Raw genomic sequence first — 17,845 nt, forward strand, 5'->3', positions numbered from 1 at the left:
GCGCGAAGGCTCGTACGTTTCCCGCCATGACGACGCCACATCCCGTCCCGCCGCACCAGGTGGTCTCCCTGGACCTGCGTGGCCGGACCGCACTGGTGACGGGCGCGGGCAGCGGCATCGGCCGCGGCGTCGCCGTCCGCCTGGCCGCCGCCGGGGCGAAGGTGGTCGCCGTCGACCGTGACGCTTCGTCGCTCGAGCTCCTCGCCGACGAGATCGGGCTGATCCCGGTGGTCGCCGACCTCTCCGACCTGTCCGCCGCCGAGCGGCTGCTCGACGGCCACTGGGACGCGGACATCCTGGTCAACAACGCCGGGCTGCAGCACGTCGCGCCGCTGGAGGAGTTCCCGCCGGAGCGCTTCGCCTACATCCAGACCGTCATGGTGGAGGCGCCGTTCCGGCTCACCCGGCGGGTCCTGCCGCACATGTACGCGCGGGGATGGGGCCGCGTCGTCAACATCTCCTCCGTGCACGGCCTGCGCTCGTCGCCGTTCAAGTCGGCGTACGTGACGGCGAAGCACGCCCTCGAAGGCCTCTCCAAGACCGTCGCCCTGGAAGGCGCACCGCACGGCGTCACGAGCAACTGCATCAACCCGTCCTACGTGCGCACCCCCCTCGTCGAGGGCCAGATCGCCGCGCAGGCGGCCACCCACGGCATCGACGAGACCGAGGTCGTGGAGAAGATCATGCTCACCAGCGCGGCGATCAAGCGGTTGATCGAGCCGTCCGAGGTCGCCGAGCTCGTCGCGTACCTGTGCACCGACGCGGCCGGGTTCATCACCGGCGCGTCGGTCGCGATCGACGGCGGCTGGACCGCGCACTAGCACAATGGGGGTGTGACGATGCTGGAGTACCTGGAGCTGCTCGCGCGGGAGGCCGCCGCCGTCGAGTTCGAGGGCCCGCTCGTCGCCGCCCGCAACGCCGGCCTGCCGCCGGACCGCCTCGCCGAGCTGGAGCAGGCGAAGATCGTCGCCCTGCGCGTCCGGGCGCTGCTGGAGCGCCGGCGGCGCCGCGAGGAGGAGCTGTCCGGCCTCTTCGACACCGCCAGCGACCTCGCCGGCCTCCGCGACGTCGACGCCGTCCTCGCCGCGATCGTGCACCGCGCCCGCACGCTGCTCGGCGCCGACGTGGCGTACATGACGCTCAACGACGAGCAGCACGGCGACACCTACATGCGGGTCACCGACGGCTCGATCTCCGCCAAGTTCCAGGCCCTGCGGCTGCCGATGGGTGCCGGGCTCGGCGGGCTCGTCGCGCAGACCGGCAGCCCGTACGTGACGGCGAACTACCCCGAGGACGCCCGCTTCCGGCACACCGGCGACATCGACGCCGGCGTCGGCGAGGAGGGCCTCGTCGCGATCCTCGGGGTGCCGCTGCGGCTCGGCTCGCGCATCATCGGCGTCCTGTACGCCGCGAACCGCTCCGCCCGCCCGTTCGCCCGCGAAGAGGTGTCGCTGCTCGTCTCGCTCGCCGCGAACGCCGCCGTCGCCATCGACACCGCGCGGCTGCTCGGCGAGACCCAGGCGGCCCTGGAGGAGCTCTCCGCCGCCAACGGCATGGTCCGCGCCCACAGCGACTCCGTCGAGCGCGCCGCCGCGGCCCACGACCGCATGACGGCCCTCGTCCTGCGCGGCGCCGGCGTCGAGGACATCGCCGAGGTCGTCACCGAGGTGCTCGGCGGCGACCTGCTGGTCCTGGACGCCGACGGCCGCCGGCAGGCCAGCGTCGGCGTCCTGGACCCACCGGACGCCAGCGCCTTCGCGGAGGCGCTCGCCGCCTCCCGTACCGAAGGCCGCAGCGTCCGGCGGGGACCGCTCTGGCTCGCCGCGGTCGTGGCGGGTGCGGAGAACCTCGGCGCGCTGGTGCTGCGACCAGACCGGCCCCTCGTCGACGCCGACCAGCGGATCCTGGAGCGGGCCGCGGTGGTCACGGCGCTGCTGCAGCTCTTCCGGCGCACCGTCGCCGAGGCCGAGGGCCGGGTCCGCGGCGAACTCCTCGACGACGTCATCACCCGCCCCGTCCGCGACGCCGACTCCCTGCGCACCCGCGCGAAACGTCTCGGCGTCGACCTGGACGCCCCCAGCGTCGTCGTGGCCGTCGGCGAGGACGCGGTCGCCGGCGGCTCGGCCCGCCAGCGTGCGGTGTCGTGGGCGCAGACGTACGCCCAGACCCGCGGCGGCCTGGCGGCGGCGCGCGACGGTCACGTGGTGCTGCTCCTGCCCGGCGACGCGGCCGGCCCCCTGGCCCGGGCCGTCGCCCGCGACCTCGGCAAGCTCCTCGGCCGTCCGGTCACCGCCGGCGCCGGCGGTCCCGCGACCGGTCCCGCGGGCATCGCGGCGGCGTACCGCGACGCGGACCGGTGCGTCATCGCCCTCGCCGCGCTCGGGCGGGGTGGGGCCGGGGCGAGCACGGCCGAGCTGGGCTTCGTGGGACTGCTGCTGGGTTCGGCACCGGACGGGCGGGACCGGGACGTGGACGCGTTCCTCGGCTCGACGATCGGCCCTGTCGTGGACTACGACGTGCGGCGTGGGACGGCGCTGGTCAAGACGCTCGAGGCGTACTTCGGCGTGGGCGGCAGCCTGGCCCGCGCGGCGGAGCTGCTGCACGTCCACGTGAACACGGTGACGCAACGCCTGGAGCGCATCGGCCAGCTGCTGGGCGCGGACTGGCAGAAACCGGAACGCGCCCTGGAGGTCCAGCTGGCCCTCCGCCTCAACCGCCTCCGCAGTCACTAGCCGGCTGTTACCCGCCGGTCGCCTTCGGCGATAGCTCGCTGCCCCACCGCTTCGCGGCGGGTCCCGCCGGGGGATTCTCACCCCGGACCCCCAATGCGCCGCAGGCGGCGCACAGCCGCGCGTGCCGCGCTGGCTGGGATCCGCTCACGCGGCATCCCGGTGGCCGCCCTCCCCATGATCCGGAAGACTTCGTGCAGCCAGAGGTACACAAGGTCTACCGGATCACTGCGGTGCGGCGTACGGCGCCGGGTTGGTCGAACGAGTGCCCGTGGAGCGTCAGGCGCGGGCGCCGCGGAGGACGGCGTCGACCAGGTGCTCGGCGAAGCCCTCGTCGGGCACCGCGGGATTCCACCGCAGTATGTTCTGCGCGATCGCCGGGCCCGACAGCATGAGCAGCGTCAGCTCCACGTCGAGGTCGGCACGCAGCTCGCCGCTCTCGACGCCGCGCAGCAGGACGCCGCGCATCACGTTGCGGCGGGGCTCGACGACGCCGGCCTGATACACCTTGTGCATCTCCTCGCCCTTGACGAGCTCGGGCAGCAGGCACGCGGTGACCTTGCCGTAGTGGTGCATGCGTTTGGTGCGCATGCCGGCGATCAGGGCGACCAGGTCGTCGCGGACAGAGACGCCCGCGGGCTCGGGGACGGGACCCTTCATCGTGGTGACGGCGTCGATGAGGAGGGCTTCCTTGTTGGGCCAGCGGCGGTAGATCGTCGCCTTGCCCACGCCGGCCCTCGCCGCGACCGCCTCGATCGAGAGGGCGTCGGCGCTCTGGCCGCCGCTGAGCAGCTCCAGGACCGCCTCGATGATCGCTTCGTCCGCGCGGGCGCTGCGGGGCCGGCCGGGACCCTTGCGGTCCTGGTCGGCCACCACATCCACGCTCGCCGTCGTCATGGCTTCCATTGTTCCCGAGATCCCACCCGGAAGCCACTGGCGGCTCGTTCGCCGGTCATCACACGTCTACCAGCTCGACACCCTGCTCCTCGGCGAGGCTCGCCGCGGTGCTGGGCGCGGGAGCGGTCGCCGGGCGCTTGCCGGGCAGCCAGATGAAGGCGACCGCGGCACCGAGGACCGCGAAGACCGCGGAGCCGATCGCCGAGTAGTGCATCGCGGTGATGAAGGCGTCGTTGGCGTGCTGGATCAGCGCCTGCCCGGCGGGCCCGGCGTTCGCCGCGACACCGTACGCACCGGAGATGGACTCGTCGGCGACGGCCTTCGCGGCGGCCGGCAGGCCGGTCGTGGAGGACTCGACGCCGCTGCGGTAGTAGGAGCTGATGACCGCGCCGAGGGTGGCCACGCCGAGGGCACCGCCGACCTGGCGGATGGTGTTGCTGACGGCCGATCCGACGCCGGCCTTCTCACGGGGCAGCGCGGCCATGATGGCCTCGGTGGCCGGCGGCATCACGTTGGCCATGCCGACGCCCATGATGAAGAACAGCGCACCGACGACCCAGATCGGCGTCGAGGCACCGATGAAGATCCAGCCGGTGAGGCCGAGCGCGACCAGGAGCAGACCGGTGGTGCTGACCGCCTTGGGGCCGAAGCGCTTGACCATGGCGGCGCTGCGCGGGGCGAAGACGATCTGACCGAGCGCGAACGGCACGAACAGCGCGCCGGAGGCGAGCGGGCCGTAGCCGCGGACCAGCTGCAGGTAGAAGGCGCTGGTGAACATGGCGCCCATCGCGGCGAAGAAGACCAGGCCGATCATCGCGGTGGAGGCCGAGAACTGGCGGTTGGCGAAGAGCCGCACGTCCAGCGACGGGAACTCGATGCGCCGCTCGTACAGGACGAACGCGGCGAGGACGACGACCGACGCGACCAGGGCGCCCCACGACTTGAGCTCGCCGAAGCCGGACTCGCCGCCTTCGATCACGCCGTACGTCAGCAGCGTCAGGCCGATGATGGACAGCACGACACCGACGAAGTCGATGCGGCCCGGACGCGGGTCCTTCGACTCGGGGATCAGCACGCTGACGAGGACGACGCCGGCGACGACGATCGGGACGTTGATCAGGAAGACCGAGCCCCACCAGAAGTGCTCCAGGAGCAGGCCGCCGACGATCGGGCCGATCGCGACGCCGAGGCCGACGGCGCCGGCCCAGACGCCGATCGCCTTGCCCCGCTCGCGCGGGTCGAAGACGTTGGCGATGATCGACAACGTGGACGGCATGACCGCCGCGGCGCCGAGGCCCATCAGGGCGCGGGCCCAGATCAGCTGGGTGGGCGAGTCGGCGTAGGCCGAGACCAGCGACGCGATGCCGAAGAGCACCAGACCGACGGTCAGCGTGATCCGCCGGCCGAGGCGGTCGGCGAGGATGCCGGCGGTGAAGAGCAGGCCGGCGAAGACCAGGGTGTAGGAGTTGATCGACCACTCCAGCTCGCTCTGGGTCGCGCCCAGGCCGTGCACGGGGTCGGCGATCGTGCGCATCGCGACGTTGAGGACGGTGTTGTCCAGCACGACGACGAGCAGGCTGATGACGAGCACGCCGAGGATGGCCCAGCGTCGGGGATGTCCTGTGTTGGGTGCGGCTGCGTCCATGTGTCGATGCCCCCATTGAGCGAACGCGCGATACGATACGGAACAGTTCCGTATCCTCAGCCAACGTAAGGGAAGGCGAAGCGATACGGAACCGTCTCGTATCAGAATGTGCGGACGGTCACAAAGCAGCGGTCAGCGGAATAACCGCCGCATCAGCACCACGGCCGATCCCCACAGCCCACGCCGGAAGAGCAGCACGACAAGCGCGAAGATGCCGCCGGTCACCAGGCCGATCAGCGTGAAGCCGGCCTGCGACAGCTGGTCCTCCAGGTTGACGACGAGCGCCGCGCCGACCACTCCGCCCCACAGCGTGCCGATCCCGCCGAGCACGACGAGGACCACGCCCTTGCCCGACGTCGTCCAGTGCACGACGTCCAGGGACACGAAGCCGTGCGCGACCGCGAACAGCCCGCCGCCCAGCCCCGCGACGAACGCCGACAGCACGAAGGCGAGGAGTTTGTACCGATGTGCCGGATACCCCAGCGCCCGGGCCCGCGCCGGGTTGTCCCGGATCGCCACGAGCACCCGGCCGAAGGGTGAGTGCACGATCCGCCACGCGAGCAGCATCCCGAGCGCCGCCAGGGGCAGCGCGGCGTAGTAGAAGTAGTACGGGTCGGACAGGTCGAGCCCGAACAGCTCCCGGGGCACGCTCTGCAGCCCGTTCTCGCCGCCGGTCACCGACGACCACTCGTTGGCCACGAAGTACACCATCTGCGCGAAGGCCAGGGTCACCATCGCGAAGTAGATCCCGGAGCGCTTCACCGCGAGATAACCGATCGGCACCGCGAGGGCCGCCGCGGCGAGCGCGCCGCCGAGCACCGCGACCGGGAAGGGCACGCCGGCCCGCGCCGCGATGAGCCCCGCGGTGTACGCCGAGGTGCCCCAGAAGGCGGCGTGCCCGAAGGACAGCAGGCCGCCGTACCCGAGCAGCAGATCGATGGCGACGGCGAACAGCGCCCAGCAGAGCATGTCGACGGCGACCGCCGGATAGAGCCCGTTGGGCAGCCAGAGCGCCACCAGCGCGCCGACGGCCAGCAGCAGCCAACCGGCCCACCGCGGAGTGCGGACCCGCTGCAGGATCAGCGCGGTCATGCCGCCACCTCCGCTGCGCTCCGGCGCCGGCCCGACCCAGCGACCGCACCCATGATGACCAGACCTCCGCTCCGCTCCAGCCTGGTCATGCCGTCACCTCCGCTGCGCTCCGGCGCCGGCCCGACCCAGCGACCGCGCTCATGATGACCAGACCTCCGCTCCGCTCCGGCCTGGTCATGTCGGCAGTTCCTCCCGCCCGAAGAGCCCGGCCGGCCGGAAGAGCAGTACCAGGGCCATGACCAGGAAGATGAGGGTCTGCGCGAGCAGCGCCGGGCCGTAGGCCTCGCTCCACGCCTGCAGCAGCCCGATGCCGAAGCCCGCGGCGACGCTGCCGAAGACCGAGCCGAGCCCGCCGATGACGACGACCGCGAAGACGCCGATGATGAGGTCGGCGCCCATGAGCGGGTTGACGGCCCGCATCGGCGCTGCCAGGACCCCGGCGAGCGCCGCGAGGGCGACCCCGAAGCCGAACACGGGTGCGATCCACCGGCCGACGTCGATGCCGAGGGCCCGGGTGAGCTCCGGCCGCTCGGTCGCGGCCCGCACGACGGTGCCGACCCGGGTACGGGTCAGCAGCCACCACACGGCGACGCACAGCAGCACCGCGACGCCGAAGACGAACACCCGGTACGCCGGGAAGTCGAACAGCCCGAGGTCGACGGTGCCGCGCAGGCCGGCCGGGGCGTCGTAGGGGTTGGACTGCGATCCGTACCGCGACTTCACCACGTCCTGCAGCATCAGCGTCAGCCCGAAGGTGAGCAGGAAGTTGTACAGCGGGTCCAATGTGGACAGCCGGCGGATCAGCCCCCGCTCCAGCAGGACCCCGAGGAGCCCGGCCACCAGCGGCACCGCGAGCAGTGCCCACCAGAACGAGACCCCGACCTCGGCGAGCAGCACGTAGGCGCCGAACGCGCCGATCATGTAGAACGCGCCGTGGGCGAAGTTCACCACCCGCAGCATGCCGAAGATCACGGCCAGGCCGAGGGCGAGCAACGCGTAGAAGCTGCCCCCGACCAGTCCGTTGAAGGTGTGGGTGAGGAAACCCATCGGACTAGAGCTTGCAGTCGGCCGACGGGGCGCGGAACGCCTCCTGGGCGGGGATCGTCTTCACGATCTGCTCGTAGTCCCAGGGCTCCTTGACCTCGCTGCCCGGCTTGACCTTGGCGAGGTAGACGTCGTGCAGGACCCGGTGGTCGGCGGCGCGGAACTCGCCGTTGCGGAGGAAGAAGTCGTTGACCTTCTTCCCTTCGAGCTGCCGCACGACGGCGTCGGCGTCGTCGGTGCCGGCGGCCTGCACCGCCTCCAGGTACTGCAGCGCCGCGGAGTAGTTGGCGGCGTGCGCGAAGGTCGGGCGCTGCCCGCCGGCCTTCGCGGCGAACTTGTCGGCCCAGGCGCGGTTCTCGGCGTCGAAGTTCCAGTACCACGCGTCGGTGAACGTCGTGCCGGCCAGGGCGTCCGGGGTCAGCGAGTGGATGTCGGTGAGGAACATGAGCCCGACGGCGAGCCCGACGCCCTTGTCCCGCAGCTTGAACTCGTTGTACTGCTTCACCAGGTTCACCAGGTCGGCACCGGCCTGCATGGTGCCGAGCACGTCCGGCTTCGGGTTCAGGGTCGGCGCCTTGAGCAGGAACGTGGAGAAGTTGTCGTTCGGGAACGGGGTCGGGTCGCTCGCCACGACGCTGCCGCCGCCCTTGGCGATCGCGGCCTTGAAGGACTTCTCCATGTCCTGGCCGAAGGCGTAGTCGGGGTAGACGATGTACCAGTTCTTCGCGCCGGCCTGGGTCGCCGCCGTGCCGGTGCCGTTGGCGAGCATCGCGGTGTCGTAGGCGTAGTGGAACGTGTACTTGTTGCAGGACTTGCCGGTCAGGTCGGTCGTGGCGCCGGAGATGTTGAAGTAGAGCTTCTTCTGCGCCTTCGCGACGTCGGCGACCTTCAGCGCGGCCGAGGACGTGGGCACGTCAAGGATCGCGTCGACGCCGAGCCGGTCGTACATCTCCGCGGCGCGGGTGTTCGCCACGTCGGGCTTGTTCTGGTGGTCGGCGGTCTCGACCGAGATGTTCTTCGTGATCGCCTTGTCACCGTACTTGGCCTTGAAGTCCTCGATCGCCATGTTCACGGCCACGACGGAGTTCTTGCCGGACAGCTGCGCGTAGACGCCGGACTGGTCGTTGAGGACGCCGAGCACCAGCTTGTCGCCGGTGAGCTTCGAGTCGCCGCCGCCGCGGGGACCACCGCCGCCGCAGCCTGACAGCGCGACGCAGAGCGCGGCACCGGCCGCGAGAGTCTTTTTCACGAAATATCCCCTAGATCCCGAGGTGTGCGAGGAGTTCGGCCTCGCGGGAGTGGATGTCGGTGTTGTCGAAGGTGCCGACGATCCGCCCCTCGGCGAGGAGGTAGTGGCGGTCGGCGACCGTGGTGGCGAAGTGCAGGTTCTGCTCGACGAGCAGGACCGTGACGCCGTGTTCCTTGGCCCGCCGCAGGATCTCGCCGACCTGCTGGACCAGCAGCGGTGAGAGCCCCTCGGTGGGTTCGTCGCAGAGCAGGACGGTGGCGCCCATCCGCAGGACACGGGCGAGGGCGAGCATCTGCTGCTCGCCGCCGGAGAGCTTGGTGGCGGGGCTGGAGCGGCGGGTGTACAGCGCCGGGAACGCCTCGTGGACCTGCTCCAGGCTCCACGGGGCGGGACCGACGACGGGCGGGAGCGTGAGATGTTCGGCGACGGTGAGGGTGGCGTAGGCGCCGCGGTCGTCGGGCACCCAGCCGAGGCCGCGGCGGGCCCGCTGGTGGACCTTGCGGCGGGTGAGATCGTCGCCGGCGAGCCGGACGGCACCGGACTGTTGAGCGTGCAGCCCCATGACGCAGCGCAGCAGGGTGGTCTTGCCGGCGCCGTTGCGCCCGCAGAGCGTGACCACCTCGCCCCGCTCGATGTTCAGGTCGACGTCGCGCAGCACCTGCGCTTCGCCGTACCACGCGGAAAGGCGCTCAATGTGCAGCATCGGAGCTCCCGAGATAGGCCTCGACGACCCGCGGGTCGGCGCGGACCTCCTCATAGGGGCCCTCGACCAGCACGCGGCCGGCCTGCAGGACCGTGACGGTGTCGGCGAGCCGGCCCACGACGCGCATGTTGTGCTCGACCAGCACCACCGTGCGGCCGTCCCGGACGGCGGCGATGAGCTCGACGGTGCGGTCGACGTCCTCCAGGCCCATGCCGGCGGTGGGCTCGTCCAGCAGGAGCACCTTCGGGTCGAGCGCGAGGGCGATCGCCAGCTCCAGGGCGCGTTTCCGCCCGTACGCGAGGCTGCCGGCCAGGGTCTCCCCCGCGTCGCCGAGGCCGACGAGGTCGAGCAGCTCCCCGGCGCGGGCCGAGAAGCGGTCCAGGAGCCGGTGGCTGCGCCAGAACGACCAGCCGAGACTGGTGGCGCTCTGCAGCGCGAGCTCCACGTGGGTGCGCGCGGTCTGCTGCGGGAACAGGCTGGTGATCTGGAACGACCGGGCGACACCGAGCCGGGCGACCCGCTCCGGCGGCAGGCCGGTGATGTCGTCGCCGCCGAGCTCGATCCGCCCGGCGGTCGGCGCGAGAAACCCGGTGAGCAGGTTGAACAGTGTGGTCTTGCCGGCGCCGTTGGGACCGACGAGCGCGTGCACGCTGCCGGCCGCGACGGTCAGGTCGACCGTGTCGACGGCCCGGAACCCACGGAAGTCACGGGTCAGACCGCGCGCGGTCAGGGCCGCGGGACCGTCCAAGGGTTTATCCAATGGGGACACACCTCCTCCAGGCGGGTGACGCGTTGCGGCGAACGCTATGACCGGCGCCACACCCAGGCCCATGGAGGCGATCCATACATTTACCGGCGTGACCGTGTGCCCGGTCGCCACACAAGAAAGACGCCGATCGATTCGAGGAAGATCGAATCGATCGGCGTCCGGAAAGGCAGGTGGATCCCGTTATCGGCGGTCGGGGATCCACCTGGCGAGTGGGCCCAGACGGGTCCGCAGCCCGGCGAGGCCGCCGGGGAAGAAGTACACGGCGAGGATGAACACGGTCCCCAGCACGAACAGCGGCTGGGACAGCGGACCGCTCAGCACACCCGGCAGGCCGTCGACCGCGTCGGACCGGCCGAACGCGACGAGGCGGTAGTCGAGGTACGTGAAGAGCATCCCGCCGATGAGCGGGCCCCACCGGGTGCCGGGGCCGCCGAGGACCACCATGACCAGCAACGTCAGCGTCTGGTCGGACGCCGCCACGTGCGGGGTGGCGCCGCCGATCAGCAGCGCGTACATGGCGCCGGCCATCCCGGCGAGGCCGCCCGCGACGGTGAACGCGAACAGCTTGTACCGGTAGGGATCCAGGCCGAGGACCCCGACGCGGCGTTCGTCGTCGCGGATCGCGGCGAGGACCCGCCCGGCGGGCGCGTCCGCGATGGCGTGCACGACCAGGACGGTGATGACGGCGACGCCGACCGCGAGCCAGTACAGGTTGACGGTGTTGGTGACGCCGATGAGCGCGTCCGGCACCCCGGACGTGTCCATCGGCAGGCCCTCCTCGCCGCCGGTGAGGCTGCCCGGGTCGCGGCCGATCGTGATCGCGCCGACCTGGGCGAAGGCGAGCGTGACCATGGCGAACGCGATGCCGTTGGTGCGCAGCGCGATCGCGCCGAGCGCCGCGGCGACGGCGGCGGTGCCGACGATCGCCAGCAGCACGGCCTGCCACAGCGGCAGGCCGGCCTTGGTGACGAGGACGTCGGTGCCGTAGACGCCGCCGGCGAAGTACAGCGCGTGCCCGAAGGACAGCAGGCCGGTGCGGCCGAACAGCAGGTCGTAGCCGGTGGCGAGGGCGCCGAACACCAGGCAGAGCGCGAGCAGCTGCAGGGTGCCGGGCTTGTTGACCGCCGCGTCGAAGACGCCCGGGATGGAGATCGACCAGTACGGCAGCGCGATGAGCACGACCAGGAAGACCAGCGGCCCGAAGCGGGCGGGATGCCACTTGCGGCGGTTCTTCGGCGAGGTGCCGCCGGGGGTCACCACGGTGTCCGTCATCATGAGGTGGCGACCTTTCCGGTGATGCCCTGCGGACGGACGAGCAGCACGATCGCCAGGAGCGCGACGACGCAGATGTCGCCGAGGCCCGGCGAGGTGTAGTTGACGAACTGCTGGAGCAGCCCGACGGCGACGGCGGCGTAGGCGGCGCCGACCACGGAGCCCATGCCACCGATGACGACGACGATGAAGCCGAAGATGAGCAGCGAGCTGCCGCCGGTCGGGGAGATCGACCCGGCGTAGACCCCGCCGAGCGCCCCGGCGAGCGCGGCCGCGGCGCCACCGATCGCGAAGACGAGCGTGAAGGCCCGCCGCACGTCGATGCCGAGCGCGGTGACCATCGACCGGTCCTCGACGCCGGCCCTGATGACCAGGCCGATGCGGGTGTACTTGAGGAAGGCGAGGAGCCCGCCGAGCACGAGGACGGCGGCGCCGATGAGCAGGAACCGGTCGTTGGGCACCCGGGCGCCGGCGATCTCGGTCAGCTCCTGCGTCCACTGCGGCCGCGGGTAGGTGCGCGGGTCGGCGCCCCACGACGCCTGCAGCAGCGCCACGCCGGCCAGGGACAGCCCGACGGTGACGAGGACCTGCTCGATGGTGCGCGAGTACAGCGGCCGGATGAGCACCAGCTCGACGAGCGCGGCGACGGCGGTGCCGCACACCACGCCGAAGATCACGGCGAGGACGAAGCCCCACCCGGACGGCCCGGCGCCGGGGAGGTTCGCCGACGCCCACCAGGTGCCGTACGCGCCGACGGACAGGAACAGCCCGTGCGCGAAGTTCAGCACGTCGGCGAGGCCGAACACGAGCGCGAGACCGGACGCGACGAGGAAGTACAGGGCGGCGAGCCCGAGCCCCGTCAGCGTCAAAAGCACAAACGTGCTCATGACGTCGCCTCCGCTGCGCTCCAGCGCCGGCCTGAGCCGATACTGAGCCCATGACGAGCGGCCCCTCCGCTACGCTCCAGCCCGCTCATGAGTGCTCCCCCTTGCCGACGCCGAGGAGCGCCTTCGTCTTCTCGGTGTAGTCGAGCAGGTCGCCCGCGCTGCCGGTGTACGCGACGCGGCCGTTGGCGATGACGACGGCGTGCCGGGCCATCCGGCGCACGACGGCCAGGTTCTGCTCGACGAGCAGCATCGGCACGACCCCGGCGACCGACTCCAGGGCGGCGGCGACCTCGGTGACGACCTTCGGGGCGAGGCCCTTCGTCGGCTCGTCGATGAGCAGCAGCCGGTTGGGGTTGAGCAGCACCCGGCCGATCGCCAGCATCTGCTGCTGACCGCCGGACAGGGTGCCGGCCCGCTGCCGGGCCCGCTTGCGCAGCTCGGGGAAGAGCCCGTGCACGGTGTCGTAGTCGGGGGTGACACCGGCCCGCTCGGCGAGCCGCAGGTTCTCCGCGACGGTGAGCCCGGCGAAGACGCCGCGGTCCTCGGGCACGTAGCCGAGGCCGTCGCGGATCAGCCGGAACGTCGGCTGCCGGAGGATGCTGCCACCGGAGTAGGCGACCCGGCCGGTGATCTCCGCAGCGCGGGGCATGAGGCCGAGAACGGCCTTCAGCGTGGTGGTCTTGCCGACGCCGTTGCGGCCCAGCAGCGCGGTCACGCCCTGCGGCTGCACGCTGAACGTCACGCCCTGCAGGATGTGCGAGCCGCCCACCTTGACCGACAAATCGGAGATATCGAGAATGGCGGTCACGGTGCCGCCTTCCCGGACATGTCCGCTGCGCGAACATATCCGAAATTTCGGTTATGTCGGGGAGCGAAGCGAGTCGACATAACCGCGCTCACGTGCCGGCCTGAGGTTGACAGAGGATGTCTCACAGCTTCTCCCCCAGGTAGGCCTCCTGGACGGTCCGGTCGGCCATGACGACCTCCGGGGTGTCGCAGATGAGCAGCGCGCCGTGGTGCATGACCGCGACCCGGTCCGCCAGGTCCAGAACGACGTCCATGTGGTGCTCCACCATGAGGACGCTGCGCCGCTCGTCGCGGGTCAGCGTCTTGATCAGGGCGACCAGGCCGGGGACGTCCTCGGCGCTGACGCCGGCCATCGGCTCGTCGAGCAGCAGGACCTTCGGCTCGCCGGCGAGCAGCAGCGCGATCTCCAGCTTCCGCTTCTCGCCGTGGGCGAGGGTGCCGGCCAGGGTCCGGGCGCGGTGGTCGAGCCCGACCCGCCACAGCACCCGGGCGCCCCGCTCGGCGATGTCCTTGTCGGACCCCGGCAGCGGGAAGGGCCGGATCGACCCGCCGCGGCGGGCCTGGACGGCGAGCCGCACGTTCTGCTCGACGGTGAGCGAGCCGAACACCGACGAGGACTGGAAGGTGCGGCCGAGACCCCGGCGGGCCCGGCGGTGCGGCGCGAGCCGCGTCACGTCCTGCCCGGCGAGCATGACCGAGCCGTCCGTCGGTCGGCGCAGCCCGGAGATCAGGTTGAACAGCGACGTCTTGCCGGCGCCGTTGGGGCCGATGACGGCGAGGAACTCGCCCTCGGCCAGGTCGACCGACACGTGGTCGACGATCGCGACCTCGCCGATCTTCCAGGTCAGCCGCCTGGTGGACAGCAGGCCGGTGGCCGGGGTGTCAACCACCCCGGCCGCCGGTGCGTTGCTTCGGGGGAACAAACCTCAGCCCTTCATCTGCACGACCGGCGGGGTCGCGTCGGCCGGGTCGATCGCCTTGACGAGTTCCGGCTTCATGTCGGCGCCGGAGCCGGAGAACTTGCCCTGGAACATCGGCTGGAGCAGGGCGTGGTCCTCCTTGCGGACGGTCAGCTTGCCCTTGACGCCGTCGAAGCTCCAGCCCTCCAGGGCGGTGACCATCTTGTCGGCGTCGTCGCCGCCCTCGCCGGCGGCCCGCACGACCATCTGCGCGGCGGTGAAGCCGTCCGGGTGGAACAGGTCGAGTTTGCCGCCCTCGACACCCTTGCGCAGCGCGGCGGTGGCCTCGTTGTCGCTGGCGCCGTCGAAGTAGTGCGCGAGCAGCGACAGCCGGCCGCCGGCCGCGCCGAACGTCGCCCACGACGCCCGCTGGTCGATGCCGGTGACGACCATGGTCGAGCCGAGCACGCCCTGCTGTTCGAGGGCCTGCCACATCGCGGGGGCGGTGGTGCCGGCCCACGCCACGAAGATCATGTCGGCCTTGGCGCCCTTGGCCTGCGCGGCGAAGCCGGTGAACTCGGTCGCGCTGGCCGGCACGAACAGGTTGTCGACGGTGGCGCCGGCGCCACCGATGACGGCCTTGACCGCGTCGGCGTTGGACTTGCCGAAGGTGCCCTCCTGCGCGAACACGAGGACCTTCTTGCCCGTGGGCGACGGCAGGTAGGACTTCGCCGCGAGGACGTCCTGGTAGGACTGGCGGCCGGAGCGGAAGGTGTACTTGTTGACGCCGGTGACCGCGTCGGACGCGGCCGGGCCGGAGATGAACAGCACCTTGTTCTGCGCGGCGAGCGGCGCGACCTGGCCGGCGACCGCCGAGCCCGTGCTGCCCGCGATGATCTTGTAGCCCTGGCCGATGAGGTCCTTGGCGGCGGAGACGGCCTTCGCCGGGTCACCGGCGTCGTCGACCTCCTTGACCTCGACCGGGCGGTCGCCGACCTTGCCGGTGCCCTTGGTCGCGAAGGCGAGGCCCGCCTTCCAGCCCTCGATGTACTGCTTGCCGTAGCCGGCGAGCGCACCGGTCTGGGAGTACACCAGGCCGACCTTGATCGGGGTGCCGTCCTTGGCCGGCTCCTGCGCCGCTTCCTGGGGGCTGCTGCACGCCGCCGTGAACGTCGCCGCGATGCCCAACCCGAGCGCCGCGAACAGTACCCGCCGCGGCGCAGTCGTCTGCCGAATCACGCTTCCTCCGTGTGAACGCCTTGTTAAGGCCAGCGCCTGCTGGCGGTGTTCGCACACGCTAGGAGTGGCGTAGGGCACCGAGCTATGTGGGGACACCACACAAGTCGGCCGGGTTGCCCGGTTTCAGGGCCTACGACAGCGCCACGAGGTCGAGGAACGCGCCCAGCATGGGCAGAAACACGGGCGAATGCTCACCCTCGGTGACGAACAGCATGTGGTCCGCACCCGGCAGGACGGCGATCGCATTGCTGCCGCGGTGCAGCCCGGGCAGCCGCTCGGCGAGCACCGCCACGCTGCGCTCGACGGGGACCTTCTCGTCGGCGGCGCCGAACAGCGCGAGGATCGGGCAGCGCAGGTGCGGGATGAGCGCGGCGGGGTCGGCGCTCATCGCCCGGGCGAAGAAGGCGAGGGTCTCCACCGTGTCGTATGGCGCGGCACTCACGATGCCGTGCCAGCCGAAGCCGGCGAGCCGGTCCCGTTCTTGAACAGGCATGAAGGCCCTCCCCGCGCTGAACATAACAGCGCGAGGAGGGCCATCGACGACGGCTCTCTCACCAGCTCCGCGGGGTGGCCCCCACGGTTCCGTGGGGGGTTCCCACCCCACACCCCCCATGCGCCGCGAGCGACGCACTCAAGCCTTAGGGCTTCTTGGCCGCCGGCGCCGACTGGTGCGACTTGAGCAGGTCCATCTTGGCCTGGTCGATCGTCTTCCAGTCGTCCTTCAGGACCCCGCCGGTGTCGCCGGAGTTGGGGTTCCACGACCAGTAGGTGTAGCTGAGGCCGTTCTCCTTCAGGTACGCGATGAGGTGCCGCTGCCAGATGCCCTCGAGGTCCTTGTTGCCCTGGGCGTCGACCTCCGCCACCGAGCGGCCGCCGAACTCACCCATCAGCACCGGCGCCACGTTGTTCTTCACCAGGTAGCCGAACTGCTTGTCCCACAGGGCCGGCATGTTGGCGGGGAACGCCTTGTCGGTGAACCACTGCTGCGACCACACCTTGGGGCTGTAGTCGTGCGCGGAGTACACCAGCTTCGACTGGTCCTTCAGGCGGACCGGGTCCTTGGCCGCGCCCTGGAGGTTGCCGCCCCACCAGTACCCGTCGCCGTCGTAGGACTCGATGCCCTCCACGACGATGAGCCAGTTGGGGTTCTCGGCGAGGATGGCGTTGCCGGCCCGCTCGGCGGCGGCGCGCCAGTCGGTCTTTTCACCGCCGGTGCCCCAGGTGGCCTCGCCGTGCGGCTCGTTGTGCAGGTCGGCGCCGACGACCAGCGGGTTGTCGCGGTACTGCTTCGCGAGCTTCTTCCAGTCGCCGATCCAGCGCTCCTCGCTGACCTTGTCGGTGTACCAGAGGTTGCTCTGGCCCTGCGAGGTCGGCCGGTGCCGGTCGAGGATGACCATCATGCCGCGCTTGGTGATGCCCTCGACGACCTTGTCCATGATCTGCGGGCCGGTGAGGCCCTCCAGGGTCGGGTTGAGTTTGTAGTCCACACCGTTGGGCTTGGCGGTGGCGTCGAAGAGCTCGTTGCTGAAGGGCAGGCGCACGGAGTTGAACCCCTGCGCCGCCATCTGGTCGAGCATCTCGTCCATGGAGCGGGACCACAGCCCGTGCGGGGCGAACGTGTTGGTCTCCAGGCCGAACCAGTTGACGCCGGTGAAGGTGACTGTGGCACCGCGAGCGTCGACGATCCGGTTGCCTTCGGTGTGCAGCGGCAGCTGCAACTGCCGGCCGGCCGCCGTCGGCGGGCCGGACTGCTCGTTGGAGTGCTTCATGACAAGACCACCGGTGGTGACAGCGGCGGCGGCGAGCGCAAGGGTGGCGCCGAGCCACACAAGACGGGAACGCTTCAAGACCTGTCCTCACGTACGACGACGTCGGGCAGGTCAAAACCTTACGGATTCGGAAATATCAGGTCAGCGTACGAATGTCCGAAATGCTCATGGTGCAAGTGTAGGAGCGTCCCAGTCCGCGGCTCGTACCACCGCCTCGAGCTTCGACCGGGCGCCCATCTTCGACAGCAGGTGCCGCACGTGGCTGCGCACGGTGGTGTAGCTGATGCTCAGCTCCCGGGCGATGTCACGGTTGTCCATGCCGGACGTCATCAGGCTGAGGATCTGCCGCTCCCGCGGGGTGAGACTGTCCAGGCGCCGGGCGTGCTCGGCGGAGCGGTGCGAGCGCTCCCGCCGCCGGGCGAGGAGCTTCGCCAGCTGGCGGGCCGGCACCAGGATCTCCCCGTCGATCGCGCGGCGGACCGCGTCGGCGACGTCGGCGCCGGCCGAGCTCTTCACCAGGTAGCCGGCGGCGCCGGCCTCCAGGGCGGCGAGGATGACCTCGTCGCTGTCGTCGGCGCTGAGGAACACGATCGCGACGTCCGGCTGGTGCGACCGCAGCGCGGCGACGGCCTCCGGTCCGGTGCCGTCGGGCAGCCAGTAGTCGCACAGCACGACGTCGACCCGCTCGACGTCGGCGAGGTGCTCGACGTCCCCCACGCCACCGGCGATGGCGACGACGCGCAGCTCCTTGTGCTCGTTGAGCAGCGCGGCGAGGCCTTCGGCGACCACCTGGTGGTCCTCGACGATCAGCACGCGGTAGCGCATCGGGTGGCTCCTTCGGACG

The 17,845-nt window shown here is 71.1% G+C and carries 17 protein-coding genes; 2 read left to right on the top strand and 15 right to left on the bottom strand.

Annotation, left to right across the window (positions count from 1 at the left end):
• The first annotated feature begins 26 nt into the window (after positions 1-26).
• Both ABZS58_RS04855 and ABZS58_RS04860 read left to right on the top strand, forming a co-directional pair.
• On the top strand, positions 27-821 hold the full coding sequence (locus tag ABZS58_RS04855) for a 3-hydroxybutyrate dehydrogenase (RefSeq protein ID WP_354777645.1): 795 nt from the start codon (positions 27-29) through the stop codon (positions 819-821).
• A gap of 18 nt (positions 822-839) precedes the next feature.
• The gene (locus tag ABZS58_RS04860) at positions 840-2,732 is read left to right on the top strand and encodes a helix-turn-helix domain-containing protein (protein ID WP_354778040.1); all 1,893 of its coding nucleotides are present in this window, start codon (positions 840-842) and stop codon (positions 2,730-2,732) included.
• Between the two features lie 276 nt (positions 2,733-3,008).
• On the opposite strand, the gene ABZS58_RS04865 is transcribed toward ABZS58_RS04860, so the two are convergent.
• The 15 genes from ABZS58_RS04865 to ABZS58_RS04935 form a co-directional block, all read right to left on the bottom strand.
• On the bottom strand, positions 3,009-3,626 hold the full coding sequence (locus ABZS58_RS04865) for a TetR/AcrR family transcriptional regulator (protein ID WP_354777647.1): 618 nt from the start codon (positions 3,624-3,626) through the stop codon (positions 3,009-3,011).
• A 58-nt stretch (positions 3,627-3,684) separates the two neighbouring features.
• Entirely contained in the window at positions 3,685-5,271 is a 1,587-nt protein-coding gene (locus tag ABZS58_RS04870; RefSeq protein WP_354777649.1) for an MFS transporter, read from the bottom strand.
• Between the two features lie 132 nt (positions 5,272-5,403).
• Positions 5,404-6,363: a branched-chain amino acid ABC transporter permease gene (locus ABZS58_RS04875; protein WP_354777651.1), complete on the bottom strand. Its 960-nt coding sequence runs from the start codon at positions 6,361-6,363 to the stop codon at positions 5,404-5,406.
• Between the two features lie 174 nt (positions 6,364-6,537).
• Positions 6,538-7,410: a branched-chain amino acid ABC transporter permease gene (locus ABZS58_RS04880; protein WP_354777653.1), complete on the bottom strand. Its 873-nt coding sequence runs from the start codon at positions 7,408-7,410 to the stop codon at positions 6,538-6,540.
• Positions 7,411-7,414: 4 nt separating this feature from the next.
• Positions 7,415-8,656: an ABC transporter substrate-binding protein gene (locus tag ABZS58_RS04885; protein WP_354777655.1), complete on the bottom strand. Its 1,242-nt coding sequence runs from the start codon at positions 8,654-8,656 to the stop codon at positions 7,415-7,417.
• A gap of 10 nt (positions 8,657-8,666) precedes the next feature.
• Entirely contained in the window at positions 8,667-9,359 is a 693-nt protein-coding gene (locus tag ABZS58_RS04890; protein ID WP_354777657.1) for an ABC transporter ATP-binding protein, read from the bottom strand.
• Positions 9,346-10,107, bottom strand: a complete 762-nt coding sequence (locus ABZS58_RS04895; protein WP_354777659.1) for an ABC transporter ATP-binding protein — start codon at positions 10,105-10,107, stop codon at positions 9,346-9,348. Before ABZS58_RS04895 ends, ABZS58_RS04890 begins: the two co-directional genes overlap by 14 nt.
• A gap of 201 nt (positions 10,108-10,308) precedes the next feature.
• Positions 10,309-11,400, bottom strand: coding sequence for a branched-chain amino acid ABC transporter permease (locus ABZS58_RS04900; RefSeq protein ID WP_354778042.1), 1,092 nt, complete (start codon positions 11,398-11,400; stop codon positions 10,309-10,311).
• Positions 11,400-12,287, bottom strand: a complete 888-nt coding sequence (locus tag ABZS58_RS04905; protein WP_354777661.1) for a branched-chain amino acid ABC transporter permease — start codon at positions 12,285-12,287, stop codon at positions 11,400-11,402. The genes ABZS58_RS04900 and ABZS58_RS04905 overlap by 1 nt, the downstream gene beginning before the upstream one ends.
• A gap of 85 nt (positions 12,288-12,372) precedes the next feature.
• Positions 12,373-13,095 (bottom strand): ABC transporter ATP-binding protein, encoded by a 723-nt coding sequence (locus ABZS58_RS04910; RefSeq protein ID WP_354777663.1) that lies wholly within the window; start codon positions 13,093-13,095, stop codon positions 12,373-12,375.
• Between the two features lie 121 nt (positions 13,096-13,216).
• Positions 13,217-13,960 (bottom strand): ABC transporter ATP-binding protein, encoded by a 744-nt coding sequence (locus tag ABZS58_RS04915; RefSeq protein ID WP_354778044.1) that lies wholly within the window; start codon positions 13,958-13,960, stop codon positions 13,217-13,219.
• 60 nt (positions 13,961-14,020) lie between these two features.
• Entirely contained in the window at positions 14,021-15,232 is a 1,212-nt protein-coding gene (locus tag ABZS58_RS04920; RefSeq protein WP_354777665.1) for a substrate-binding domain-containing protein, read from the bottom strand.
• 130 nt (positions 15,233-15,362) lie between these two features.
• On the bottom strand, positions 15,363-15,725 hold the full coding sequence (locus tag ABZS58_RS04925; RefSeq protein WP_354777667.1) for a hypothetical protein: 363 nt from the start codon (positions 15,723-15,725) through the stop codon (positions 15,363-15,365).
• A 145-nt stretch (positions 15,726-15,870) separates the two neighbouring features.
• Positions 15,871-17,079: a glycoside hydrolase family 5 protein gene (locus ABZS58_RS04930; protein ID WP_354777669.1), complete on the bottom strand. Its 1,209-nt coding sequence runs from the start codon at positions 17,077-17,079 to the stop codon at positions 15,871-15,873.
• 87 nt (positions 17,080-17,166) lie between these two features.
• On the bottom strand, positions 17,167-17,826 hold the full coding sequence (locus ABZS58_RS04935; protein ID WP_354777671.1) for a response regulator transcription factor: 660 nt from the start codon (positions 17,824-17,826) through the stop codon (positions 17,167-17,169).
• Positions 17,827-17,845 lie beyond the last annotated feature (19 nt).

The sequence above is a fragment of the Dactylosporangium sp. NPDC005555 genome (assembly GCF_040605635.1).
GTDB lineage: Bacteria > Actinomycetota > Actinomycetes > Mycobacteriales > Micromonosporaceae > Dactylosporangium.